This window comes from Gibbsiella dentisursi, assembly GCF_039539505.1.
GTDB classification, from domain to species: Bacteria; Pseudomonadota; Gammaproteobacteria; order Enterobacterales; family Enterobacteriaceae; genus Gibbsiella; species Gibbsiella quercinecans.
Genome location: NZ_BAABDG010000003.1, coordinates 69,481 through 93,233, shown reverse-complemented (window position 1 = coordinate 93,233; position 23,753 = coordinate 69,481). Strand labels below are relative to the sequence as shown.

General features: G+C 59.5%; 20 protein-coding genes. 13 read left to right on the top strand and 7 right to left on the bottom strand.

The genetic code is table 11. The annotated features are described in order from the left end of the window. Positions 1–95 precede the first annotated feature (95 nt). Positions 96–1,259, top strand: a complete 1,164-nt coding sequence (locus tag ABFX35_RS11160; protein WP_346081056.1) for an MFS transporter — start codon at positions 96–98, stop codon at positions 1,257–1,259. On the opposite strand, the gene ABFX35_RS11155 is transcribed toward ABFX35_RS11160, so the two are convergent. Further along, entirely contained in the window at positions 1,256–2,179 is a 924-nt protein-coding gene (locus ABFX35_RS11155) for a LysR family transcriptional regulator (RefSeq protein ID WP_346081054.1), read from the bottom strand. The two genes, ABFX35_RS11160 and ABFX35_RS11155, sit on opposite strands and share 4 nt — an antisense overlap. A gap of 121 nt (positions 2,180–2,300) precedes the next feature. Between ABFX35_RS11155 and lysA the strand changes: the two genes are divergently transcribed. After that, a complete protein-coding gene (gene lysA, locus ABFX35_RS11150) occupies positions 2,301–3,557 on the top strand; it encodes a diaminopimelate decarboxylase (RefSeq protein WP_346081052.1) in 1,257 nt (418 codons plus the stop codon). Positions 3,558–3,606: 49 nt separating this feature from the next. On the opposite strand, the gene ABFX35_RS11145 is transcribed toward lysA, so the two are convergent. Beyond that, positions 3,607–4,620 (bottom strand): LacI family DNA-binding transcriptional regulator, encoded by a 1,014-nt coding sequence (locus ABFX35_RS11145; protein WP_346081050.1) that lies wholly within the window; start codon positions 4,618–4,620, stop codon positions 3,607–3,609. Positions 4,621–4,681: 61 nt separating this feature from the next. After that, positions 4,682–5,695 carry an HTH-type transcriptional regulator GalR gene (gene galR / locus ABFX35_RS11140; RefSeq protein ID WP_095847402.1) on the bottom strand — a complete coding sequence of 338 codons (1,014 nt, stop codon included), beginning with the start codon at positions 5,693–5,695 and terminating at the stop codon, positions 4,682–4,684. Between the two features lie 588 nt (positions 5,696–6,283). Here galR and aas point away from each other — a divergent pair. Continuing rightward, positions 6,284–8,440, top strand: a complete 2,157-nt coding sequence (gene aas, locus ABFX35_RS11135) for a bifunctional acyl-ACP--phospholipid O-acyltransferase/long-chain-fatty-acid--ACP ligase (protein WP_346081048.1) — start codon at positions 6,284–6,286, stop codon at positions 8,438–8,440. Beyond that, positions 8,437–9,636: a lysophospholipid transporter LplT gene (gene lplT, locus ABFX35_RS11130; RefSeq protein WP_346081046.1), complete on the top strand. Its 1,200-nt coding sequence runs from the start codon at positions 8,437–8,439 to the stop codon at positions 9,634–9,636. The genes aas and lplT overlap by 4 nt, the downstream gene beginning before the upstream one ends. Positions 9,637–9,660: 24 nt before the next feature. Here lplT and ABFX35_RS11125 read toward each other — a convergent pair whose 3' ends face one another. The 4 genes from ABFX35_RS11125 to mutH form a co-directional block, all read right to left on the bottom strand. Beyond that, a complete protein-coding gene (locus ABFX35_RS11125; protein ID WP_095847408.1) occupies positions 9,661–10,701 on the bottom strand; it encodes an NADP(H)-dependent aldo-keto reductase in 1,041 nt (346 codons plus the stop codon). Positions 10,702–10,888: 187 nt separating this feature from the next. Further along, the gene (locus ABFX35_RS11120; protein WP_279024968.1) at positions 10,889–11,107 is read right to left on the bottom strand and encodes a YgdI/YgdR family lipoprotein; all 219 of its coding nucleotides are present in this window, start codon (positions 11,105–11,107) and stop codon (positions 10,889–10,891) included. A 128-nt stretch (positions 11,108–11,235) separates the two neighbouring features. Then, positions 11,236–11,952 carry a TerC family protein gene (locus tag ABFX35_RS11115; protein ID WP_279024967.1) on the bottom strand — a complete coding sequence of 239 codons (717 nt, stop codon included), beginning with the start codon at positions 11,950–11,952 and terminating at the stop codon, positions 11,236–11,238. A 95-nt stretch (positions 11,953–12,047) separates the two neighbouring features. After that, a complete protein-coding gene (mutH, locus tag ABFX35_RS11110) occupies positions 12,048–12,734 on the bottom strand; it encodes a DNA mismatch repair endonuclease MutH (RefSeq protein WP_279024965.1) in 687 nt (228 codons plus the stop codon). 697 nt (positions 12,735–13,431) lie between these two features. Between mutH and rppH the strand changes: the two genes are divergently transcribed. The 9 genes from rppH to recC all read left to right on the top strand — a co-directional run bounded on the left by rppH (position 13,432) and on the right by recC (position 23,623). Continuing rightward, on the top strand, positions 13,432–13,959 hold the full coding sequence (gene rppH, locus ABFX35_RS11105; protein WP_346081043.1) for an RNA pyrophosphohydrolase: 528 nt from the start codon (positions 13,432–13,434) through the stop codon (positions 13,957–13,959). A 12-nt stretch (positions 13,960–13,971) separates the two neighbouring features. Continuing rightward, complete coding sequence (gene ptsP / locus ABFX35_RS11100) at positions 13,972–16,218, top strand: phosphoenolpyruvate--protein phosphotransferase (RefSeq protein WP_121525540.1); 2,247 nt, start codon at positions 13,972–13,974, stop codon at positions 16,216–16,218. Positions 16,219–16,451: 233 nt separating this feature from the next. Continuing rightward, positions 16,452–17,315, top strand: coding sequence for a prolipoprotein diacylglyceryl transferase (lgt, locus tag ABFX35_RS11095; RefSeq protein ID WP_121525541.1), 864 nt, complete (start codon positions 16,452–16,454; stop codon positions 17,313–17,315). A gap of 16 nt (positions 17,316–17,331) precedes the next feature. Further along, positions 17,332–18,126, top strand: a complete 795-nt coding sequence (thyA, locus tag ABFX35_RS11090) for a thymidylate synthase (protein ID WP_095847416.1) — start codon at positions 17,332–17,334, stop codon at positions 18,124–18,126. Positions 18,127–18,338: 212 nt separating this feature from the next. After that, entirely contained in the window at positions 18,339–18,839 is a 501-nt protein-coding gene (locus ABFX35_RS11085; protein ID WP_346081041.1) for a prepilin peptidase-dependent protein, read from the top strand. Then, entirely contained in the window at positions 18,833–19,411 is a 579-nt protein-coding gene (locus ABFX35_RS11080) for a prepilin peptidase-dependent protein (protein ID WP_279024960.1), read from the top strand. Before ABFX35_RS11085 ends, ABFX35_RS11080 begins: the two co-directional genes overlap by 7 nt. Further along, on the top strand, positions 19,408–19,851 hold the full coding sequence (locus ABFX35_RS11075; protein WP_346081038.1) for a YgdB family protein: 444 nt from the start codon (positions 19,408–19,410) through the stop codon (positions 19,849–19,851). Before ABFX35_RS11080 ends, ABFX35_RS11075 begins: the two co-directional genes overlap by 4 nt. Next, positions 19,829–20,215: a prepilin-type N-terminal cleavage/methylation domain-containing protein gene (locus ABFX35_RS11070; RefSeq protein ID WP_346081036.1), complete on the top strand. Its 387-nt coding sequence runs from the start codon at positions 19,829–19,831 to the stop codon at positions 20,213–20,215. The genes ABFX35_RS11075 and ABFX35_RS11070 overlap by 23 nt, the downstream gene beginning before the upstream one ends. A gap of 27 nt (positions 20,216–20,242) precedes the next feature. Beyond that, a complete protein-coding gene (gene recC / locus ABFX35_RS11065) occupies positions 20,243–23,623 on the top strand; it encodes an exodeoxyribonuclease V subunit gamma (protein ID WP_346081034.1) in 3,381 nt (1,126 codons plus the stop codon). Positions 23,624–23,753 lie beyond the last annotated feature (130 nt).

The following is a 23,753-nucleotide window of genomic DNA, read 5'->3' as shown; positions in this document are numbered from 1 at the left end:
TTCATCTTGGCGGCCGTCCGGCCGTTCACCGCGTTTCGTCTTTAATCTGCTCTGCGCACGTTGCAGCGGGGCGTTGTTGATTGGGAGCGTAATACATGCCGGTTTCACTGTTTGCACTGGCGCTAAGTGCATTTGCCATTGGCACGACTGAATTTGTCATTATGGGGCTGTTGCCGGAGGTGGCCGGCGATTTGCAGGTGTCGATTCCCAGCGCCGGCTGGCTGATCTCCGGCTATGCGCTGGGGGTGGCGATCGGCGCGCCGATCATGGCGCTGCTGACCGCCCGCCTGCCGCGCAAAAAAACGCTGTTGTTGCTGATGACGATTTTTATCGTGGGCAACCTGATGTGTGCGCTGGGCTACAGCTATGGTTTCCTGATGCTGGCGCGGGTGATTACCGCACTGTGCCACGGCGCTTTCTTTGGCATCGGTGCGGTGGTGGCAGCCAATCTGGTGGCGCCGAACCGCCGGGCCTCTGCCGTGGCGATGATGTTTACCGGGCTGACGCTGGCGAACGTGCTCGGCGTGCCGTTGGGGACGGCCCTGGGGCAGATGTTGGGCTGGCGCTCCACATTTTGGGCGGTATCGCTGATTGGGGTGTTTTCCCTGCTGGCGCTGTATACCAAACTGCCGGAGGTGCGCGACGAAGCGCCGGCCGAGTTGAAAAAGGAACTGGCGGCGCTGCGTGGCGGCGGCATTTGGCTGTCACTGTTGATGACGGTGGCGTTTGCCGCATCGATGTTTGCGCTGTTTACTTATATCGCGCCGCTGTTGACGGAAGTGACCGGCGTGGCGCCTGCCGGGGTCAGTTGGACGCTGTTGTTGATGGGGGTTGGCCTGACGCTGGGTAATATCCTCGGCGGCCGCCTGGCGGACTGGCGCCTGGGGGTGACGCTGACCGGCGTTTTCCTGGCGATCGCTTTTTTCTCTGCGTTGTTTCACTGGACCAGCCATTCGCTGGTGCCGGCCGAGTTAACGCTGTTCCTGTGGGCGGCGGCCTCGTTTGCCGCGGTGCCGGCGTTGCAGATTAACGTGGTGGCCTACGGCAAAAAAGCGCCCAACCTGGTTTCCACCCTCAACATTGCCGCCTTTAATCTGGGCAATGCGCTGGGCGCCTGGGCCGGCGGCCGGGTGATTGCGCACGGTTTTGGGCTGACCGCGGTGCCGCTGGCGGCGGCGTTGATCGCCGCGTTTGGCCTGGCGTTGTGCCTGCTGACCTTCGGGCGCATGCGGCGTATCCGGGCGCAGCACGGCGCTTAGCGTGCTGTCACTTCTGCCAGGCGGGCGGGCAACTGTTCTACCTGCTGTTGCAGGTGCTGAATAAAGGCGGTGACCAGCGCCGAAGACGGGCGGTGCAATGGCCGGATCAGGCTGACGGTAAAGGGCACCGCCGTGCTGAATGGGCGCACGTGCACGCCGTTTCCGGCGTAATCCAGCGCTGTCAACGGGTTGACGATGGAAAGACCGACCCCCGCTTTTACCATGGCGCATACCGAAGCGGCGCTGTGGGTTTCCATCACCAGCCGCCGATCAACCCGCTGCTCCTGGAACAAGGCATCAAGCAACTGGCGGTAGCTGTCGGTGCTGGACAAACTGATGTAATTCTCGCCGTCGAAATCCTGCGGCGTCAGGATCTCTTTTGCCGCCAGCGGGTGCCCGGCGGGCAATACGCACACTTCATCCAGCGCCATTAGCGTTAGCCGCTCCGTGCCGGCGGGGGTATGCGGGTTTTCCGTCAGGCCCAGATCGTGGCGCTGCGCCGATAGCCATTCTTCCAGCAGCGGCGATTCCTGTGGGATCACGCTGAAGCTGACCTCCGGATAACGATCGATAAAGGGTTTGCAGATCGCCGGCAGCAACGATTGCGAAAATACCGGCAGGCAGGCGATGGAAAGTTGCGCCTGCTGGAACTGGCGGATGCCGGCGGCGGCGTTGATGATTCGCTCCAGCCCGTAATAGGAGCGCTGCACTTCTTCATACAGCCTCAGCCCCTGTACCGTCGGGTATAGGCGGCCGCGCACCCGATCGAACAACTGCAGCCGGATCAGTTTTTCAAAGCGCGCCAGCTCGCGGCTGACGGTCGGTTGGGAGGTTTGCAGCAATGCCGCGGCTTCGGTGAGGTTGCCGGTGGTCATCACCGCCTGGAAGATCTCAATCTGGCGCAGGGTAATGGCGTGCATGGGGCTCTCTGCTGGCGGCTAAAGCCATATCATAAATGAATAGACTATGGCGAAATAGATATTTTTCAGCCGTAACGGCTTGCGGCATGATGATGAAAATCGTTATTTTGGGATAACTGCCATGCCACGCGCATTGAATGACACCACCACCGCCTTGAACGCCGCTAACTTGCTGGCGCTGCCGGCCCGTTTCGGTTGCCCAGTCTGGGCTTATGACGCCGAAATTATCAAACAACAGATCGCCCAACTGCGGCACTTCGATGTGATCCGCTTCGCCCAGAAGGCCTGTTCCAACATCCACATTCTGCGCCTGATGCGTGAGCAGGGCGTGAAGGTGGATTCGGTGTCGCTGGGGGAAATCGAGCGTGCGCTGCAGGCCGGTTTTCAGCCGGGCGGCGATGAGATCGTGTTTACCGCCGATCTGCTGGATCAGGCCACGCTGGCGCGCGTCAGCGAACTGAAAATCCCGGTCAACGCCGGCTCCATCGATATGCTGGAGCAACTGGGGCAGTGCGCCGCCGGCCACCCGGTATGGCTGCGCGTTAACCCTGGGTTTGGCCACGGCCACAGCCAGAAAACCAATACCGGCGGCGAGAACAGCAAGCACGGCATCTGGTATGAGGATTTACCGCAGGCGATCGAAAAGATTCAGCGCCATGGCCTGCAACTGATCGGCGTACATATGCATATCGGTTCCGGCGTGGATTACCAGCACCTGGCGCGCGTTTGTGATGCCATGGTGCAGCAGGTGATTGCGCTGGGGCAGGATTTGCACGCCATCTCCGCCGGCGGCGGCCTGTCGATTCCCTATCAGCAAGGGGATGAGGCGATCGATACGGAAAACTATTTCGGGCTGTGGGACGCCGCGCGGGCGCGCATTGCCGCACATCTTGGCCACCCGGTGAAGCTGGAAATCGAACCGGGCCGTTTCCTGGTGGCGGAGGCTGGCGTGCTGGTGGCGCAAGTGCGCGCGGTGAAAGACATGGGCAGCCGCCACTTTGTGCTGGTGGACGCCGGGTTTAACGATCTGATGCGCCCCTCCATGTATGGCAGCTATCACCATATCTCGCTATTGCCGGCGGATGGCCGCGCGCTTGCCGGGCAACCGCTGCGTGAAACCGTGGTTGCCGGGCCGCTATGCGAATCCGGCGATGTGTTTACCCAGCAGGCCGGCGGCGGCATTGAAACCCGCGCGTTGCCGCCGGTGCAGGTGAACGACTATCTGGTGTTCCACGATACTGGCGCCTACGGCGCTTCGATGTCGTCCAATTACAACAGCCGCCCGCTGTTGCCGGAGGTGCTGTTTGAGCATGGCGTACCGCGCCTGATCCGCCGCAGGCAGACCATTGAAGAGCTGATCGCGCTGGAGTTGGTTTAGCCGAAGCCCGTGGGCTGGTGATTGCCGCCGGGCCACACGCTGCCCACGGCTACTGCCCGGCGTAGGGCCCCGGCACCACGGAATCACGCAGCCGCAGTTCGCCGGTAAACGGCGTCAGCGGCGGCGTTTTTTCATGGTTAATCAGGCGGAAGGCTTGCGTGATGGCGGCTTCGATCATCGCATCAATCGGCAGGTAGACGGTGGAAAGCGCCGGGTGCAGGTAGGCTGCGCTGGGCTCGTCGTCAAAGCCGAACAGCGAAACCTCCTGCGGCAGGCGTTTCCCCGCTTCATTCAGGGCTTTCATCGCGCCGATCGCCATATCGTCATTGCTGGCAAACAGGGCGCTGAACGCCACCTTGCGCGCCAGCAGCTCGCGGCAGCCGTGGTAGCCGCTGGGTACGCTGCTGTCGCCGTGGGCGATCAACTGTTCGTTATACGGCAACCGCTGCTGCTGCAAAGCCTGGCGATAGCCGGCCAGGCGCGCCTGGGCGGTTGGCGTGGCGATCGGCCCGGTGATGCAGGCGATCTCACGGTGCCCCTGGCGGATCAAATAGTCGACGGCGTTGAAGGCGGCGCGCTGCTGCTCAAAGAACACGCAGCGTTCGCGCGCCTGCGGCAGATCGCGGTTGATGATCATCAACGGAACCGGCAGGGTGTTCAGCAGCGCCATCAGCGCGGGTTCGGACATAAAGCGGGTATAAAGAATAATCGCGTCGCATCGGCGGTCTGCCAGCAACTGCACCGCCTGCCGTTCATCCTCCGGCGAGTCATGGCCGTCGGTCACGATCAGATGCTTGCCGCTGGCTTCCACCTGCTTGGCGGCCTGGCGTAGCAGGCGGCCAAAGTAGGGGCCGTCGAAGTTGGAAACCACCAACCCAATACTGTTGGAGCTTTTATTGGCCAGCGACTGGGCGAGAAAATTCGGCCGGTAGCCCAACTCATCCATGGCTTTGAATACCGCGTCGCGGGTGCTTTTTTTCACCTGGCCGGTGCCGTTTAATACGCGTGATACCGTGGCTTTAGAAACCCCCGCGCGCAGGGCGACATCCAACATGGTGATCATCTGTGGCTAACCTCTTTCAACGTCCGCTATGACAAATTTTGCCGAGTTTAGCATAGCGGCGTCAGCGATCGGCGCCCGCCAGGCTGGCGACTGAATGGCGGCGCACCAGCGTGGGGCTGAACATGTGGGTGGTTTCCGGCAGCGGCTGGTTATTGGCCAGCGCTAACGCCAGCTCGGCGGCCTGGGTGGCCATCGCCACCACCGGGTAGCGGATGGTGGTTAAGCGCGGGCGCAGATAACGCGAGATCAACACATCGTCAAAGCCAATCAGCGAAATTTTCCCCGGCACGTCAATGCCGTTGTCGCTTAATACCGAAAGTGCGCCGGCGGCCATCGGATCGTTATAGCAGGTGGCGGCGGTGAATGGTTTGCTGCGCCCCAGCAGCTCGATCATCGCCTGTTCGCCGCCGACCACGTCGGGCTCGCCATAGACAATCAGTTTTTCATCCAGCGCGATGTCATGCTCTTGTAAGGCGTCCAGATAGCCCTGCAGCCGGTCGGCCGCATCGGAAATCTTGTGGGTGGAGCAGAGGATCGCGATACGCCGGTGCCCCTGTTGGATCAGATGGCGCGTGGCGAGCCAGGCGCCATAGCGATCGTCGAGCGCCACGCAGCGCTGCTCAAACCCCGGCAGCGTGCGGTTAATCAGCACCATGCCTGGGATTTGTTCCATCCACACGCCCAGTTCGCTGTCGCTCAGCGTTTTGGCGTGCACCACCAGCGCGCCGCAGCGGTGGCGCACCAGTTGCTCAATCGCCTGGCGCTCTTTTTCGGCATCGTGATAGCCGTTGCCAATCAGCAGGAAGTTGTGCGTGGCGTAGGCCACCTGTTCCACCGCCTTGACCATCGTGCCAAAGAACGGATCGGATACGTCACTAACCACCAGCCCCAGCGTTTCGGTGGATTGCTGTGCCAGCGCGCGCGCATTGGCGTTGGGGTGATACTGCAGTTGTTCCATCGCCGCCAGCACGGCGTTGCGCGATCCTTCGCTGGCTTTGGGCGAATTGTTGATGACGCGTGATACCGTGGCTACGGAAACGCCCGCAAGCCTGGCAACATCCTTTATCGTGGCCATAGTTTTCAATGATCCTGGGTAACCGCTTACACGCCCACAGTCTTGCGGAAAAAAACCGGCGCTGCAAGCGGCGGCAGCGCCAACTGTGGTGTTACCGGCATAATTGGCGCTTTACACCGCTCGTTACACTTTGCGCGCTAATGTTTCGATTGTTCGTTGGCCGCCTGGCCGGGCCACGCGCTACAGTATTTGGACCCAGAGGTATTGATTGGTGAGTGTCAACATTCGTGTTGAACCCATTGTCCTTGCACCAACCTACGCAGATGCGTAGGTTTTTTTTTGCCCGCCGTTTAGCCGTCGCCGCAGCCCATTTCTGCTGATTTCATGAGTTATTTCCAGCCGGTGCGGGATATTTACAGCTGGTTGCATTTAGAGCAGAACGTTTGCGTTTCTGCGGTAGTTTCTTACGTGGCCTTTCTCTAGAGTAGGTAGTCCCAGAGGTATTGATTGGTGAGAAATCAGCATACCCGGTATGTTGATACCATTTTCAATTGCACCAACCTACGCGGATGCGTAGGTTTTTTTTTGCCCCGCCCCTGCCATATAGTATTCTTTGCCCCTACAACCGTTTAGCCAAGGAGAAGGGGCATGATGTATGCCATATTACGCACACTGTTCCGGGTGTTGTTTCGCGTGCGCGTTGAAGGTGACCTAAACAACGTAAATCAGCAAAAATTGCTGATCACCCCCAATCACGTCTCTTTCCTTGATGGCGCACTGTTAGCGCTGTTCCTGCCGATCAAGCCGGTGTTTGCCGTCTATTCCAGCGTTTCCGATCGCTGGTTTATGCGGTGGCTGAAAAACTATGTCGATTTTGTCTCGCTGGATCCCACCAAGCCGATGGCGGTGAAGAACCTGGTGCGCGAAGTGCAAAAAGGCCGGCCTATCGTGGTGTTCCCGGAAGGGCGCATCACGGTGACCGGTTCGCTGATGAAGGTCTATGACGGCGCCGGGTTTATCGCCGCCAAATCCGGCGCCACCGTGGTGCCGGTGCGTATTGACGGCCCTGAATACAGCCCGTTTGGCCGTATGGCCGGGGTATTTAAAATCCGCTGGTTCCCGTCGATCACCCTGTCTATTTTACCCCCTTGCCAACTGCCGATGCCGCAAGCGCCGCGCGCCCGCGAGCGCCGCATGCTGGCGGGGGAAAAATTGCACCAGATCATGATGCAGGCGCGGATGGACACCCGCACGCCGCAAACGCTGTTCGGCGCGCTGCTGGCGGCCAGCCAACGCTATGGCTACGGCAAGCCCTGCATTGAAGATATCAATTTTCAGGAAGACAGCTACCGCGGGCTGATCAAAAAGTCGCTGGGCGTCAGCCGTATCCTGCAACGTTTTACGGCGGAAAGGGAACACGTCGGGTTGCTGTTGCCGAACGCCACCATCACCGTGGCGGCGATTTTTGGCGCCTCGCTGCGCAACCGCATCCCGGCGATGTTGAATTACACCGCAGGCGCCAACGGGTTGAAAAGCGCGATGACCGCGGCGACCATCAACACCATTGTCACCTCCCGGCAGTTCCTGGAAAAGGGCAAGCTCACCCACCTGCCCGAACAGGTGCCGCAGGCCAACTGGGTCTATCTGGAAGATCTGAAAGACACAGTTACCCTGGCGGATAAGCTGTGGATCCTGCGCCACCTGCTGCAGCCCGCCCGCGCCATGCTGGCGCAGCAGCCGGACGATGCGGCACTGGTGCTGTTCACCTCCGGCTCTGAAGGCACGCCGAAGGGCGTGGTTCATTCCCATGCCAGCTTGCTGGCCAACGTCGAACAGATTCGCACGATTGCCGATTTCACCCCGCGCGATCGTTTCATGTCGTCGTTGCCGCTGTTTCACTCCTTCGGCCTGACCGTCGGGCTGATTACGCCGCTGATCACCGGCAGCCGGGTCTTCCTCTACCCAAGCCCGCTGCATTACCGGGTAGTGCCGGAGCTGGTTTACGATAAAAACTGCACGGTGCTGTTCGGCACGCCGACCTTCCTGAACAACTATGCGCGCTTTGCCCACCCGTATGATTTTGCCCGCCTGCGCTACGTGGTGGCTGGCGCGGAGAAACTGGCGGACAGCACCCGGCAAATCTGGCAGGACAAGTTCGGTATCCGCATTCTGGAGGGCTATGGCGTGACCGAGTGTGCGCCGGTGGTGTCGATCAACGTGCCGATGGCGGCCAAAGTGGGCACCGTCGGGCGCATCATGCCGAAGATGGAGGCGCGCCTGATCGCCATGCCGGGGATTGAGCACGGCGGCCGCCTGCAACTGAAAGGCCCGAACATCATGAAAGGCTATCTGCGCGTCGAACGCCCAGGCGAACTGGAGCCGCCGGCCGCGGAAGACCAACACGGCAACGTGCAGCTAGGCTGGTACGACACCGGCGATATCGTCACGCTGGATGAACAGGGTTACTGCGCTATCCGCGGCCGGGTGAAGCGCTTCGCCAAGCTGGCTGGGGAGATGGTTTCGCTGGAGAGCGTCGAACAGCTGGCGCTCAGCGTATCGCCGGATGGCCAGCACGCGGCGACGGTGAAAAGCGACAGCAGCAAAGGCGAAGTGCTGGTGCTGTTTACCACCGATGCCGCGGTTACCCGCGATGCGCTGTTGCGCGCCGCGCGCGAGCAGGGCATCCCGGAGCTGGCGGTGCCGCGCGATATTCGCGTGCAGAAAACGTTGCCGGTGCTGGGCAGCGGCAAACCCGATTTTGTGACCCTGCGTAAAATGGCCGAGCAGCCGGAGAATGCCCAATGAATACCTCGTCGCATAATACGGATGCGCCGTTGCTGTCACGCAGCATGATAGCGGTGATCTGCGCCCAGTTCTTTTCGGCGTTTGGCGATAACGCACTGCTGTTCGCCACCCTGGCGCTGATCAAACAGCAGCACTACCCGGACTGGAGCCAGCCGGTGTTGCAGATGGCGTTTGTCGCCACCTACATTATTCTGGCGCCTTTTGTCGGCCAGATCGCCGACAGCTTCTCCAAGGGGCGGGTGATGATGGTGGCCAATGGCCTGAAGCTGGCCGGCGCACTGGCGATTTGTTTCGGCTTTGATCCATTTCTTGGCTATACCCTGGTGGGGATTGGTGCGGCGGCCTATTCGCCGGCCAAATACGGCATCCTGGGGGAAATCGCCCGTGGCGATCAGTTGGTGAAGGCGAACGGCCTGATGGAAGCATCGACCATCGCAGCAATCCTGATAGGCTCCGTCGCCGGCGGGGTGCTGGCGGACTGGCATATTATCGCTGCGCTGGCGGCGTGCGCGCTGGTGTATGCCGCCGCGGTAGTGGCTAACTACTATATTCCGTATCTTGCAGCGGCGCACCCCGGCACCTCCTGGCGGCCGCTGGCGATGGGCCGGGCGTTTTTCAGCGCCTGCAAAACGCTATGGCGCGATGGCCAGACGCGTTTCTCGCTGATTGGCACCAGCCTGTTCTGGGGCGCCGGCGTGACGCTGCGTTTCCTGCTGGTGCTGTGGGTGCCGGTTGCGCTGGGTATTAGCGATAACGCCACGCCGACGTTGCTCAATGCCATGGTCGCCGTGGGGATCGTCGCCGGCGCCGGTGCGGCGGCGCGCTTCGTGACGCTGGAAACGGTAAAGCGCTGTATGCCTTCCGGGATCCTGATTGGCGTGGTAGTGGCGATCTTCGCACTGCAGACCAGCATGTTCAATGCCTACCTGCTGCTGTTCGCCATTGGCGTGTTGGGGGGCTTTTTCGTGGTGCCGTTGAATGCGCTGTTGCAGGCGCGCGGCAAGCTATCGGTTGGCGCGGGCAACGCGATCGCCGTGCAGAACCTGGGCGAGAACGCGGCGATGTTGTTAATGCTGGGCCTGTATTCGCTGGTGGTGAAAATGGGCGTGCCGGTGGTCGGGGTCGGTATTGGGTTCGGCGTGGTGTTCGCGCTGGCGATTGCCGCACTGTGGTTTTCGCAGCGGCGCGCGGCCTAGACCGCGCACCGAGGATTACAGAGGTTAAGGCGCGGGGATGGTAAAGCGGCTGTGGATTTCTTCCAGTGCCTGCAATACCTCTTCACCTAACGTCAGGTTGAAGCTGTCGATGTTGGTTTTCAACTGTTCCAGCGTGGTGGCGCCCAGCAGAGTGCTGGCGACAAACGGTTGCTGGCGCACGAACGCCAACGCCATCTGCGCGGGATCCAGCCCGTGCTTTTTCGCCAACGCCACGTATTCAGCGATCGCCTGCTCGCTGTGCGGCGAGGAGTAGCGGGTAAAGCGGCTGAATAGCGTATTGCGTGCGCCGGCCGGCTTGGCGCCGTTCAGGTATTTGCCGGTCAGGGTGCCGAAGGCCAGGCAGGAATAGGCCAACAGTTCCACCCCTTCATGCTGGCTGATTTCCGCCAGGCCGACTTCAAAGCTGCGGTTCAGCAGGCTGTAGGGGTTCTGGATGGTCACAATGCGCGGCAGCTCGTGTTTTTCCGCCAGGTGCAGGTAGCGCATTACGCCGTAGGGCGTTTCGTTGGAAACGCCAATATAGCGGATCTTGCCGGCGCGCACCTGTTCGTTCAGGGCTTCCAGCGTTTCCAGCAGTGTGACCGCCGCTTTTTCATCGCTATAGCGGTAGTTCAGCTTGCCGAAAAAGTTGGTGGCGCGCTGCGGCCAGTGCAACTGGTACAGATCCAGGTAATCGGTGTTCAGGCGTTGCAGGCTGGCGTCCAGCGCCGCACGGATGTTTTTTCGATCCAGCGCTTGGTTAGGGCGAATGCCGTTGTCGTTGCCGCGTACCGGCCCGACCACTTTGCTCGCCAACACGATCTTTTCGCGGTTGCCGCGCGCTTTGATCCAACTGCCGATGTACTGTTCGGTCAGGCCCTGTGTTTCCGGGCGCGGGGGAACCGGGTACATTTCCGCAGTATCAATCAGGTTGATACCCGCAGCTAAGGCATAATCCAGCTGCGCATGGGCATCGGCTTCGCTATTTTGTTCGCCAAAGGTCATCGTGCCCAGTCCCAGCACACTCACTTCTAAAGAACTGTGGGGAATTCGGTGATATTGCATTAACGGCCTTCCTTAATAGAGCGCTTAACAGGAGCCTGGTGAAAGATGCGACGCAGGGCGCCTTTTCCGACTATAACCAAGCCGCGAACGGGGGGGAAGAGGATTAAAGCGGGGCAGAGCAGAAAGCTATCACGCCGTGAGGGCGCGATAGCGCAATGAGGCAGGCGGTGCACTGCCTAGGCTTAACTTAGCGTTCGATGATTTGTGAAACCTGATCGCTGTTAATCTGGCGGTTGTTGCCTTGTTCGTCCGTATAACTGATTAAGCCGGTGTCGCTATCCATCTGCGGCTTGCCCTGGGTGAGGATCATGTTCCCCTCTTTGGTCGCCATCACATAATTGCTGGAACACCCCGCCAGCATGGCGATCGTCAGCAGCGCTGATACCGCCATTACCCATTTCTTCATTGCGCGAATCCTTATCTGTGTCAAAGAGTCGTGGTCAAGAATAACAAATTTTGGCCGGTGAAAGTTTCGGATAAGTCTTTATCTGCGCCGGTGCCGCTCTGGCCCCGGATAAGGGCCAGGCGCACGGCTTAATCCGCGGTATGGCTTTTCCTGCTGCGCACCAGGTTCAAGGCTTCGACCGACATCGAGAAGAACATCGCAAAGTAGATGTAGCCTTTGGGCACGTGGATCTGGAAGCTTTCCAGCATCAGGGTGAAGCCCACTAGGATCAGGAAAGAGAGCGCCAGCATTTTTACCGAAGGATGGCGGCTGACGAATTCGCCAATCGGCCGGGCGGCGAACATCATCACGCCCACGGCAATCACCACCGCGGCCATCATAATGAACAGATGATCGGACAACCCGACCGCAGTGATCACCGAGTCCAGGCTGAAGATAATATCCAGCAGCATGATCTGAATGATGGCGCCCCAAAAGCTGTGCACTTTGGTGTGGTGTTCTTCTTCCGAGCCTTCGATGGTTTCGTGGATCTCTTTGCTGGCTTTCCAAATCAGGAACAACCCGCCGAAGAGCAGAATCAGATCGCGCGTGGAAATATCAAAGCCAGCGACGCTGAACAGCGGGTGCGTCAGGCGAACAACCCAGGCAATGGAAGCCAGCAACGCCAGGCGCATCAGCATCGCCGCCGCCAGCCCCATGCGGCGCGCTTTGTTTTGCTGCGCCTTCGGCAGTTTTGCCACCACCAGTGAAAGAAAAATAATGTTATCGATACCCAAAACGATCTCAAGGATGGTCAGCGTGCCTAATGCCAACCAGGCATTGGGATCCATAATCCATTCAAACATTGCCCAGAACACCTCAAAAAATGCAAAGTAGCGATTATACGCGTTTCTGAAAGCCGCGACACCGCGTTGCCCGCGATGGCGTGCGGCTAGCGCCTTTAAACCGTGAAATGCCGGGCCAGCAGGGCCGCGGTGAAACGCTTTTTCAGATAAAAACCGCGCGGCAAGGTCAGGATGGGTTGGCCCTGTTCGCCGATTGCTTCGGTCAGGGCTTTACTGTTGGCCGCCTTGGGCCGCAGTTGCAGCACTTCGCCATGGCGTGCGGTGATACGCTCAACGTGGCCGAGCACGATCAGATCCATCAGCTCTTCCCAGTCGCGGCGCAGCATCTCTTCTTCTTGCGCATTGGGGCTCCAGAGCAGCGGCGAACCGACCCGGCGCTGCGCCAGTGGAATTTGGCGTTCGCCTTCAACCGGGATCCACAGCACCCGGGCCAGCTTGTGGCGCACGTGGCTGCTTTCCCAGGTGACCCCACTGTTGCCGGTCAGCGGCGCAACGCAGACAAAGGTGGTTTCCAGCGGATTGCCGCCGGCGTCGACCGGAATGGTCTTCAACTCAATGCCCAGCTCCGGGAAATCTTGTTCCGGTTTGCTGCCGGCCATTGCGCCCAGGTAAAGCTCCAGCAGCATGCCCACCCAGCCTTTATCCCGCTTCAGGTTGTTGGGGATGGCGATTTGCGCCTGCGCGGCCAGCTCGCCAAAGTTAAAGCCGGCCAGCGTCTGGGCGCGCTCAAACAACTGGCGTTCGTTTTCCGGTGGGGCGGGCAGTGGGGATAAAAAAGCCATAAATCAAAGCCTGTTAATGCTGGTCAAAAAAAACACTGACTTTACGCACCGCAAAAAACGGCTGGGTACGATAAGGGAAAAGTGTAATAGTAGCATGATTTTCCATGGTTTTTTTCTTCGCCGGCGCTGGATTGCCGAAACCGGCCCGCGCTTGTGCACCTGAAGCCACCGACAATGAACAGGATCTTACACCTATTTATCCACAGATTTATGGGATAACCCAAAATTTTCCCGATCACTGGTTCGATTTACAGCCTTGACGTGGCGGGTTTATTGCGAAATTGCCCGTTTTGTGCGTAACTCCGGCGGATAATCTGTGGATAAAAAAGGCGTTGGTGGATCTTTCGCCAGCCTAAGATCCTAAGCGTGCATAGATCACATTTTTCCCCTGTTCATAACTGAAGTAATCGATTTACCTGTTTGTTTTTAAAGTAAATATATAAATTTTTTTTTGGCGGTGATTTTGTACTGTCTGGAGTTTTACCCGTTTATTCATTGAGTTCTACACACACCTATCCACAGAAAAAGTGAATAAAAGCGCCCTGCGAGGCCAACGTGTGTTTATAACTTTGCCATTATCTGTGAGTTATCCAAATGTTATCCGGCGCGCACGGCTGCAAAGCAGTGGTTTACCGCCTGTGGCATGTGTGAAACAATCAGGTCATCTTTACGAATTTATGCTTATCGAGGTAGTCCGGTGATCGATGATGATGGCTACCGCCCGAATGTTGGTATCGTAATCTGTAATCGTCAGGGGCAGGTCCTATGGGCCCGCCGTTACGGTCAACACTCTTGGCAGTTCCCCCAGGGCGGCATAAACCCTGGCGAAACGCCTGAGCAAGCGATGTACCGTGAGCTGTTCGAAGAAGTGGGCTTGAGCAGAAAGGATGTGCGTATCCTGGCCTCAACCCGTAACTGGTTGCGCTATAAATTGCCAAAACGTTTGGTGCGTTGGGACACAAAGCCGGTATGTATCGGCCAAAAGCAAAAATGGTTTCTGCTGCAGCTTATGTGCAACGAAGCGGATATCAACATGCAGCGCAGCGGCACGCCCGAGTTTGATGGCTGGCGCTGGGTGAGCTTCTGGTATCCGGTGCGGCAGGTTGTGTCGTTCAAGCGTGATGTCTATCGCCGGGTGATGAAGGAATTCTCCGTGACCGTCATGCCGATGCAGGAGCCGGCGCCGCAACGGCAGGCTCCCCCCTACCGTAGAAAGAGAGGTTGAGTTAAGCAGACTATGCTGACGCGCTTGCGAGAAATTGTTGAAAAGGTGGCTGGTGCGGCCAGTTTGGCAGAGTCGTTGGATATTCTGGTCAACGAAACCTGTCAGGCGATGGATACGGAAGTGTGCTCTATCTATCTGGCTGACAATGATCGCCGCTGTTATTACCTGATGGCGACGCGCGGGTTGAAAAAACCGCGCGGGCGCGCCGTGGCGCTGGCATTTGATGAAGGCGTGGTTGGGCTGGTGGGGCGCCGTGCGGAGCCCATCAACCTGGCGGATGCGCAGAGCCACCCCAGCTTCAAGTATGTGCCGCAGGTAAAGGAAGATCGTTTTCGATCCTTCCTCGGGGTGCCGATCATCCACCGCCGCCAACTGCTTGGCGTGTTAGTGGTGCAGCAGCGTGAGCTGCGCCAGTTCGATGAAAGTGAAGAATCCTTTATGGTCACCCTGGCCACACAAATGGCCGGGATCCTCTCGCAGTCGCAACTCAATGCCATTTTCGGTCAGTATCGCCAAACGCGTGTGCGCGCGCTGGCCGCCGCGCCGGGCGTGGCGGTGGCGGAAGGTTGGCAGGACAGCAGCCAGCCCACGCTCGAACAGGTGTACAAGGCTTCTACGCTGGATACCGCCAGGGAGCGTGAGCGCCTGACGCACGCGCTGGAAGAGGCCGGCGCGGAGTTCCGCCGCTTCAGCAAGCGTTTTAGCGCCGGCGCGCAAAAAGAAAGCGCGGCTATTTTTGATCTTTATTCCCACCTGTTGAACGACTCCCGCCTGAAGCGCGAACTGTTTGCCGAAATTGACGCCGGCTCGGTGGCCGAATGGGCGGTGAAGCAGGTGATCGAAGCCTTTGCCGAACAGTTCGCCAAGCTGAAGGATACCTACATGCGCGAGCGCGCCAGCGATCTACGCGCACTCGGCCAACGCCTGCTGTTCTACCTTGACGACACCACCCACGGCGCCACCCAGTGGCCGCAGCGCTTTATTTTGGTGGCCGAAGAACTGAGCGCCACCCTGCTGGCGGAAGTGCCGCAGGATCGGCTGGCCGGCGTGGTGGTGCGCGATGGCGCCGCCAACTCGCACGCGGCGATCCTGGTGCGCGCCATGGGCGTGCCGACGGTGATGGGGGCGGATATTCAGCCCGCGTTGCTTAGCCAGCGCCTGCTGATCGTCGACGGTTACCGCGGCGAGCTGCTGGTGGATCCGGAGCCGGTGCTGGTGCAGGAATACCAGCGGCTGATTACCGAAGAACAAGAGCTCAGCAAGCTGGCGGAAGGGGACGTTGAGCAGCCGGCACAGTTGCAAAGCGGCGAACGGGTGCAGATATTGCTCAACGCCGGCCTAAGCCCAGAACATGAACAACTGCTTGGCGGCCGGGTCGACGGCGTGGGGCTGTACCGCACCGAAATCCCGTTCATGTTGCAAAGCGGCTTTCCTTCCGAAGAGGAGCAGGTCGCGCAGTATCAGGGCATGCTGCAGCTTTACCCGTCAAAGCCGGTAACGCTGCGCACCCTGGATGTCGGCGCGGATAAGCAACTGCCGTATATGCCGATCAGCGAAGAGAACCCCTGCCTCGGTTGGCGCGGCATTCGTATTACGCTCGATCAGCCGGAGATATTCCTGATTCAGGTGCGCGCCATGCTGCGTGCCAATGCCGGCACGGGCAACCTGAGCATCTTGCTGCCGATGGTAAGCAGCCTGGATGAGATAGACGAGGCGAAACGCCTGATCGATCGCGCCGGGCATGAGGTGGAAGAGATGCTCGGCTACGCCATCCCCAAACCGCAGATCGGCGTGATGCTGGAAGTGCCTTCGATGATCTTCCTGATCCCGCATTTGGCCGGGCGCGTGGATTTTATTTCCGTCGGCACCAACGATCTCACCCAGTACCTGTTGGCGGTCGATCGCAACAATACCCGGGTGGCCGCGTTGTACGATGGCCTGCATCCTTCCATGCTGCGCGTGCTGCAACTGATCGTCAGCCAGGGGGAAGCCGCCGGTCTGCGGGTGGCGCTGTGCGGCGAGCTGGCCGGCGATCCGATGGGGGCGCTGCTGCTGGTCGGCATGGGGTTCCGCAACCTGAGCATGAACGGGCGCAGCGTGGCGCGCATTAAGTACCTGCTGCGGCACATTGCCTTGCAGGATGCGCAAGCATTGGCCCAGCGTGTGTTGAATGCCCAAATGACCAGCGAAGTGCGCCACCTGGTGGCGGCGTTTATGGAGCGGCGCGGCATGGGCGGGCTGATCCGCGGCGGCCGCTGAAGGCAGCGGCTGTCTGATTTTTTTACAGAACTTTTCCCAGCGGGCCAATCCGGTCGGGGTTGTGCCTGTGCTATCATGCGCGTCTTTGGCCGTCATACCGTTCAATTTTGGTTGGCAGGTTCCACTGGTTGCGTTGAAGGCAGTGGCAAGATGATTTATCGCAGCTGTGTTTCGCCGTATTTGGCACCATCCGCCTGTGGATGGGTAGAACAATAGACTTATTGTGGTGATAGATGAGCAATAGCTATCTGGCGTTTCCTGAGTTTGATCCGGTGATTTTCTCGCTCGGCCCGGTGTCCCTGCATTGGTATGGGCTGATGTACCTGGTGGGGTTTGTTTTTGCCATGTGGTTAGCCATTCGCCGCGCCAATAAACCGGGCAGCGGCTGGACCCGGGATGAGGTGGAGAACCTGCTGTACGCCGGTTTCCTCGGGGTGTTTGTCGGCGGCCGCGTTGGCTATGTGCTGTTTTACAACCTACCGCTGTTCCTGGATAACCCTCTGTATCTGTTCAAAGTGTGGGACGGCGGCATGTCGTTCCACGGTGGCCTGATCGGCGTTATTCTGGTGATGTTTTGGTTTGCCCGCCGCACCGGGCGTAACTTCTTCCAGGTGTCGGATTTTATCGCCCCGTTAATCCCGTTTGGCCTGGGCGCCGGCCGGCTCGGCAACTTCATCAATGGCGAACTGTGGGGCCGTGTCACCACCGATGTGCCTTGGGCGATGCTGTTCCCTGGCTCGCGCACTGAGGATATGGCCATCGCCGTGGCCGATCCTAAATGGCTGCCGCTGTTGAATCAGTACGGCGTTTTGCCGCGCCACCCGTCGCAGCTGTACGAGCTGCTGCTGGAAGGGGTTGTGCTGTTTATCATTCTGAACCTGTTTATCCGCAAGCCCCGTCCGATGGGTGCCGTTTCCGGGTTGTTCCTGATTGGCTATGGGGCGTTTCGGATTATCGTCGAAGCGTTCCGCCAGCCTGACGCGCAACTCGGCCTGTTTGATAACATGATCAGCATGGGGCAGATCCTGTCGATTCCGATGGTGCTGGCCGGTATTATTATGATGATTTGGGCGTACCGTCGTCGCCCGCAGCAATAACCGTTTGTGAGGAAAAATGAAACAGTATCTGGACTTAATGAAAAAAGTGCTCGCTGAGGGCACCCCTAAAGCCGACCGTACCGGCACTGGCACGCTGTCGATTTTCGGCCACCAGATGCGTTTCAACCTGCAGGAAGGTTTCCCGCTGGTGAGCACCAAAAAATGCCATCTGCGCTCAATTATCCACGAACTGTTATGGTTCCTGAATGGCGACACCAACATTGCCTATCTGCACGAAAATAAGGTGAGCATTTGGGATGAGTGGGCGGACGAAAACGGCGATCTGGGGCCGGTTTACGGCAAACAGTGGCGTGCCTGGGGCGCGGCCGACGGCCGGCAGATCGACCAGCTTAGCACCGTGCTGCAGCAACTGAAGCAGGATCCTGACTCGCGCCGCATCATCGTTTCCGCCTGGAACGTGGGCGAGCTGGATCAAATGGCCCTGGCGCCGTGCCATGCCTTTTTCCAGTTCTACGTGGCGGATGGCAAGCTCTCTTGCCAACTGTATCAGCGTTCTTGCGACGTGTTCCTCGGCCTGCCGTTTAACATCGCCAGCTATGCGCTGCTGGTGCACATGATGGCGCAACAGTGCGATCTGGCTGTGGGCGACTTTGTTTGGACCGGTGGCGATACCCACTTGTATAACAACCATATGGAACAGACCCAACTGCAGTTGACGCGCGAGCCACGCCCGCTGCCAAAACTGATCATCAAACGTAAGCCTGAATCGCTGTTTGACTACCGCTTTGATGATTTTGCCATTGAAGGTTACGATCCTCACCCGGCGATCAAAGCACCGGTTGCTATCTAAGCCGGGCGATACACCGCTTTCCTCTCAGGGGCGCAACCATGTTGCGCCCCTGTTTTTTTGCCTGCTGCCGCCAGCCGGATAGCTTGTTTTTTGTGGCGCACGCCGCATAGCGGACGGTTTCCCTGCCGGTTGCAACATCTTTTCGCCATGTCTTTCCCAACCTGAAAACAACCCGCTGCCCCTGATGCTGCCGGGCAGGTATCCTCACGCCCATGAAGATCAAACGGATGGAAAGCCTTCGGCAGCAGCGGGGGTTCACGCTGCTGGAACTGCTGGCCGTTATGGCGCTGGTGGCGATATTGACCGGTTGGGGGATTAGCCAGTGGCGCCGCCAGCAACAGGCGCTGCGGCTGGAACAAACGGCCCAGCAACTGCTGGCGTTTCTTACCCGGTTGCAGGCCGATGCCCATTGGCGCAACCGCACGGCGCTGCTGTGGTTTCGGCAGGGCGAGCCCTGGTGCATTGGCAGCGGCGGCAGTGAACAGCCATGCCGGCCGGGCAACGCCTGGCTGTTTGTTCCCGAGCACCCCGATGTGGCGCTTAAGGACGTTACCCAAAAGGAGATGGGGTTCTATGGATTACGCAACAATGCCCAGGCTGGGCACATTACGCTTGGCAATGGGGTGGGCAACGTGCGGGTGGTGCTATCCGCCAAAGGGCGGCTGCGGTTATGCAGCGAAGGCGTAGCGATCGGAGGAATAACCTCATGCTAGTACGGGAAGGTGGCTTCACCCTGCCGGAGGTGTTGCTGGCCATGGCCTTCGGCAGCCTGATTGCGATAGCGGCGGCAAAAACCTATCCTTTGCTACGCCAGCAAACTTTGGCGCTGGGGCAACACTATCGCCTGGAAGTCACCCTGCGCCAAATCGCTTTTGGTATCGAAAAGGATCTGCGCCGCGCCGGTTTTTGCGCGGGCCAATGTACGGGTAAGCCATTGCTGATCGGCAATGCCGAAGGCGAAGCCACCGGCAGCTGCGTTATTGTCACTTACGATTTGAACCGCAATGGCCGCTGGGAAGTCGCCGGCGGCAGCGACGCGGAGCAGTTTGGCTACCGTTTGCGCCGCGGAGCACTGGAAACGCAGCGTGGCGTAACCCACTGCCGCGGCAATGGCTGGGAGCGGGTATTTGATCAGGACGATATTATCATCGAGGCCTTTACCGTGGCGGTTACCCCAGGGATGAGCGGGAAAACGCAGGTGGCGCTGGCATTAACCGGTCGCTCGGCGTTTAACGCCGACATTCGCCGCAGCATGCGCTGGGCGATCGCTCTGGAGGCGCGATGAACGTGCCGGCGCAACAAAGGGGCAGCACGCTGGCGGCGGTGCTGTTGCTGTTAGCCATGGGCCTGATGCTATTGACGGCGCAGCAGCGGCAGTTGGATAACGCATTGCTGATGGCGGCCGATCAGCAGCAATATCTGCGGGCCTATAATCAGGCGGCCTCTGCGTTAGCCTGGGGCTTAACGCAGCGTTGGCCGCAGGCCGAGCTGCGCGCCGGCGCCTGGCATTGCCGGCAACAGGGGAGCGATAACCTGAAAGCCTGCGCCAGGCCTGCCTCGAGGGAAGGCGTCGTGGTGTTGCGCGGTATGGGGGAAATGCGCAATGCGTCACCGTTTTGGCTGTATGCGCTAACGGTGCCGGGCACTGGCGATCTCTTGAGCGCTGAACCGGGGGGCTGGCTGGATTTTTGCCCGGAAAAGAATGCGGCTGACTGTGACGGCTGATCGGCGTGTCTGTCCCGCCAATGGGCGAGCGCCAACGCAACGCGGGTTCAGCCTGCTGGAGGTTTTGCTGGCGGCGTTGCTGTTCGCCGTTTCGCTGCTGGGCCTGTTACAATACCAGCAGGTTTTATTGCAGGGGTTCCAGCGCCAGTGGCAGTATCGCCAGGCCTGGGCATTGGCGCACCGGCAGTTGGAAAGCGTTGCGGCGAGCGGGCAAACGGAAAACGCCGCGCCGTTGCCCACGGGTTGGCAGGCTGATATTCAACGCGTTATCGTTGATCCGCCCTGCCAGCGGGTGGTGGTCAGGATACGTACCCCCTTGCGGCAAGAAGCGGCGCTGAGCCGCTGGTTTTGCTCGCCCGGTTAAGCCGGCCTCAAGCTGTTAAGGAGCCTCATGTTTACGGTTTACCATTCCAATCAGTTGGATCTGCTCAAGACGTTAACCTGCGCATTGATCGCCCGTGACCCGCTGGCGGATCCATTCCAGCAGGAAGTGGTGCTGGTGCAAAGCCCCGGTATGGCGCAGTGGCTGCAGATGCAGTTGGCCGAGCAGTTTGGCATCGCCGCGAATATCGCTTTCCCGTTGCCGGCATCCTTTATCTGGGACATGTTTACCCGGGTGCTGCCCGATATCCCTAAGGAAAGCGCATTCAGTAAAGATGCCATGACCTGGAAGCTGATGTGGCTGCTGCCTGATCTGTTGCCGGAGCCCGCGTTTGCGCCGCTACAGCATTACCTGACCGACGACGGCGACAAACGCAAAATTCACCAGTTGGCTGGCCGCGTGGCGGATCTGTTCGACCAATACCTGGTTTATCGCCCCCAGTGGCTGGAGCGCTGGGAGCGGGGGGAGCGGGTTGAAGAACTGGCCGAAGCCCAGCAGTGGCAGGCGCCGCTGTGGAGCAAATTGGTCGAGTATACGCGGGCGCTCGAGCAGCCCGAATGGCACCGCGCCAACCTGTATCACCGCTTTATTTCCGCGCTGGATAAGGCGGATGCGTGCCCGCCCGGCCTGCCGCCGCGGGTCTTTATCTGCGGGATTTCCGCGTTGCCGCCGGTATACCTGGATGCCTTACAGGCGCTGGGCAAACATATTGATATCCACCTGATGTTCACCAACCCCTGCCGCTATTACTGGGGGGATATTCAGGATTACGCTTTCCTGGCGCGGCTGCAAAGCCGGAAACGCCGCCGCTACCATCAGGCATTGGAACAGGGGCTATTTCGGCAGCCGGAGCAGGCCGCGCAGCTGTTTGATGACGAGGGGGAGCAACAGCTAAGCAACCCTTTGCTGGCCTCCTGGGGCAAACTGGGGCGCGATCACTTGTATCTGCTGGCGCAAATGCAAGCCACGCAGGAAGTGGACGCCTTCGTTGATATTGCGCCGGATAACCTTCTGCATGCGGTCCAGCACGATATGCTGGAGCTGGAAGATCACGCCGTCATTGTAATCAGCCAGAGCGCCTTGGCATCCAGCAACGGCAAGCGCCTGTTGGATCCTGACGATCGTTCCATCAGCCTGCACGCCTGCCACAGCCCGCAGCGCGAGGTGGAAGTGCTGCACGACCAGCTGTTATCCATGCTGGCTGACGATCCGCAGCTCACGCCGCGCGATATTATCGTGATGGTGGCGGATATCGACAGCTATACCCCCTACATTCAGGCGGTGTTCGGCAATGCGGCGCAAGAGCGCTACCTGCCGTTTGCCATTTCCGACCGTAAGGCCCGCCAGGCGCACCCGGTGCTGCAGGCTTTTATCGCGCTGTTGGATCTGCCGCAAAGCCGCTTCACCGCTGAACAGGTGCTGGCGCTGCTGGAAGTGCCTGCGCTGGCGGCGCGCTTCGCCATTCAGGAAGACGGGCTGCGCCTGCTGCGCCACTGGGTGGCGGAGTCCGGCGTACGTTGGGGGCTGGACGACGACAATGTGCGTGAGCTGGCGCTGCCGGCCACCGGCCAGCATACCTGGCGCTTTGGCATTACGCGGATGCTGCTGGGCTATGCGATGGACAGCAACGCAGGGGATTGGCAGGGCGTGCTGCCTTATGATGAATCCAGCGGCCTGGTGGCGGAACTGGCGGGCCAGTTGGCCGAACTGCTGGCGCAGCTCAGCCAATGGCGCCTGCGGCTGGGCGAAGCGCGCACGCTGGCGGAGTGGTTGCCGCTGTGCCGCCAATTGATGAACGCTTTCTTCAGCACCGACAGCGATACCGAAGTGGTGCTGGCGCTGATTGAGCAGCAGTGGCAGCAGGTGATTGGCTACGGGCAGGCCGCGCGCTACCCGGATATGGTGCCGCTGACGCTCTTGCGTGATGAACTGGCGGCCCGGCTCGATCAGGAGCGCATCAGCCAGCGTTTCCTCGCCGGGCAGATTAATTTCTGCACGCTGATGCCGATGCGTTCCATCCCATTCAAAGTGGTTTGCCTGCTGGGGATGAATGACGGCGTTTACCCGCGTACGCTGCCGCCGTTAGGGTTTGATCTGATGGCGCAGCAGGTTCGGCGCGGCGATCGCAGCCGCCGTGATGACGATCGCTATCTGTTCCTGGAGGCGATCCTGTCCGCGCAGCAAAAATTGTATATCAGCTTTATCGGCCGTTCCATTCAGGACAACAGTGAGCGCTATCCTTCGGTGCTGGTGGCCGAGCTGCTGGAATATCTGCAGCAGAGCTATTATCTGCCCGGGGATGAAACGCTAGATGCCGATAGCAGCGCGCGCAAGGTTGCCGAACATCTGCTGTGTTGGCATGCGCGCATGCCGTTTGCCGCGGAAAACTTCCTGCCGGGCAGCGATCGGCAAAGCTATGCCGCCGAATGGCTGCCTGCGGCGGGCGGGCATGGCGCGCCGCTGCCGCCGTTTAACCAACCGCTGCCGCCGGACGAACGGGCGCCGTCGCAGGCGCTTTCGCTGGACCAACTGCAGCGTTTTTATCGCCACCCGATTCGGGCGTTCTTCCAGTTGCGCCTTGGCGTGAACTTCATTTTGGAAGAAACCGAACTGCCGGACGAAGAGCCCTTCACGCTGGATAATCTCAGCCGTTATCAGTTCAATAGCCAATTGCTGAACGCGCTGATTGATGGGGAAGACGCCATGCGCTTGTATCAACGGGTCCGTGCCGGCGGCGGCCTGCCCTATGGCGCCTTTGGTGAAATTTACTGGCAAAAACAGCAGGAAGAGATGGCTGAACTGGCGCAGCGGGTGTCTGAAGAGCGCCTCGAGGGGGCCAGCCTAGAGTTGGATATCGAGGTTGCCGGGGTACAGATTAACGGCTGGCTGCACCAGGTGCAGGACGATGGCCTGTTGCGCTGGCGCCCGGCCGCGCTTTCCGCCGTCGATGGCATCCTGTTATGGCTGGAGCACCTGGTGTATTGTTGCGCGGGCGGCCATGGCGAAAGCCGTATCTACGGGCGCCAAAATACCGCCTGGCGTTTTGCGCCGTTAGCGGTTGAAGATGCGCAGCAACAGTTGGCTGAACTGATCGCCGGCTACCAACGCGGGATGTGCCAGCCATTGATGCTGCTAAATAAAAGCGGTTGGGCATGGCTAAGCCAATGTTACCAGCCGGAAACCCAACAGATTGACTGGGATGAGGCGGTGCAGGCCAAGGCGCGCGTCAAACTGCTGCAGGTGTGGCAAGGGGATCAGCGCATTCCGGGAGAAGGGGAAGATCCCTATATTCAGCGTGTCTTCCGGCAAATGGATCCTGCGCACCTGGCGGAAATTATTGCGGAAACAGAGCGTTATCTTTTGCCGGTGATCAGGCACAATCTGGGCTAGTTTTTAGCCGGTGGTGCCGGTCAGGGGGAAGTGGTAAAAGAAGTCTCTCGCCAACGTAATGCGCGTTGCAGAAACGCTAGCGCTGCGGCGGCTTGACGTATGGCGGGTTGTAAAGAGCATAGCATTTGGG

Coding starts and splice junctions, on each gene's coding strand:
- ABFX35_RS11160 (WP_346081056.1), top strand. CDS start 96: ATGCCGGTTTCACTGTTTGCACTGGCGCTAAGTGCATTTGCCATTGGC.
- ABFX35_RS11080 (WP_279024960.1), top strand. CDS start 18,833: ATGCTAGTACGGGAAGGTGGCTTCACCCTGCCGGAGGTGTTGCTGGCC.
- ABFX35_RS11125 (WP_095847408.1), bottom strand. CDS start 10,701: ATGCAATATCACCGAATTCCCCACAGTTCTTTAGAAGTGAGTGTGCTG.
- ABFX35_RS11155 (WP_346081054.1), bottom strand. CDS start 2,179: ATGCACGCCATTACCCTGCGCCAGATTGAGATCTTCCAGGCGGTGATG.
- aas (WP_346081048.1), top strand. CDS start 6,284: ATGATGTATGCCATATTACGCACACTGTTCCGGGTGTTGTTTCGCGTG.
- lplT (WP_346081046.1), top strand. CDS start 8,437: ATGAATACCTCGTCGCATAATACGGATGCGCCGTTGCTGTCACGCAGC.
- lgt (WP_121525541.1), top strand. CDS start 16,452: ATGAGCAATAGCTATCTGGCGTTTCCTGAGTTTGATCCGGTGATTTTC.
- ABFX35_RS11075 (WP_346081038.1), top strand. CDS start 19,408: ATGAACGTGCCGGCGCAACAAAGGGGCAGCACGCTGGCGGCGGTGCTG.
- mutH (WP_279024965.1), bottom strand. CDS start 12,734: ATGGCTTTTTTATCCCCACTGCCCGCCCCACCGGAAAACGAACGCCAG.
- ABFX35_RS11115 (WP_279024967.1), bottom strand. CDS start 11,952: ATGTTTGAATGGATTATGGATCCCAATGCCTGGTTGGCATTAGGCACG.
- ABFX35_RS11085 (WP_346081041.1), top strand. CDS start 18,339: ATGAAGATCAAACGGATGGAAAGCCTTCGGCAGCAGCGGGGGTTCACG.
- lysA (WP_346081052.1), top strand. CDS start 2,301: ATGCCACGCGCATTGAATGACACCACCACCGCCTTGAACGCCGCTAAC.
- galR (WP_095847402.1), bottom strand. CDS start 5,695: ATGGCCACGATAAAGGATGTTGCCAGGCTTGCGGGCGTTTCCGTAGCC.
- ABFX35_RS11145 (WP_346081050.1), bottom strand. CDS start 4,620: ATGATCACCATGTTGGATGTCGCCCTGCGCGCGGGGGTTTCTAAAGCC.
- recC (WP_346081034.1), top strand. CDS start 20,243: ATGTTTACGGTTTACCATTCCAATCAGTTGGATCTGCTCAAGACGTTA.
- thyA (WP_095847416.1), top strand. CDS start 17,332: ATGAAACAGTATCTGGACTTAATGAAAAAAGTGCTCGCTGAGGGCACC.
- ABFX35_RS11070 (WP_346081036.1), top strand. CDS start 19,829: ATGCGGCTGACTGTGACGGCTGATCGGCGTGTCTGTCCCGCCAATGGG.
- ptsP (WP_121525540.1), top strand. CDS start 13,972: ATGCTGACGCGCTTGCGAGAAATTGTTGAAAAGGTGGCTGGTGCGGCC.
- ABFX35_RS11120 (WP_279024968.1), bottom strand. CDS start 11,107: ATGAAGAAATGGGTAATGGCGGTATCAGCGCTGCTGACGATCGCCATG.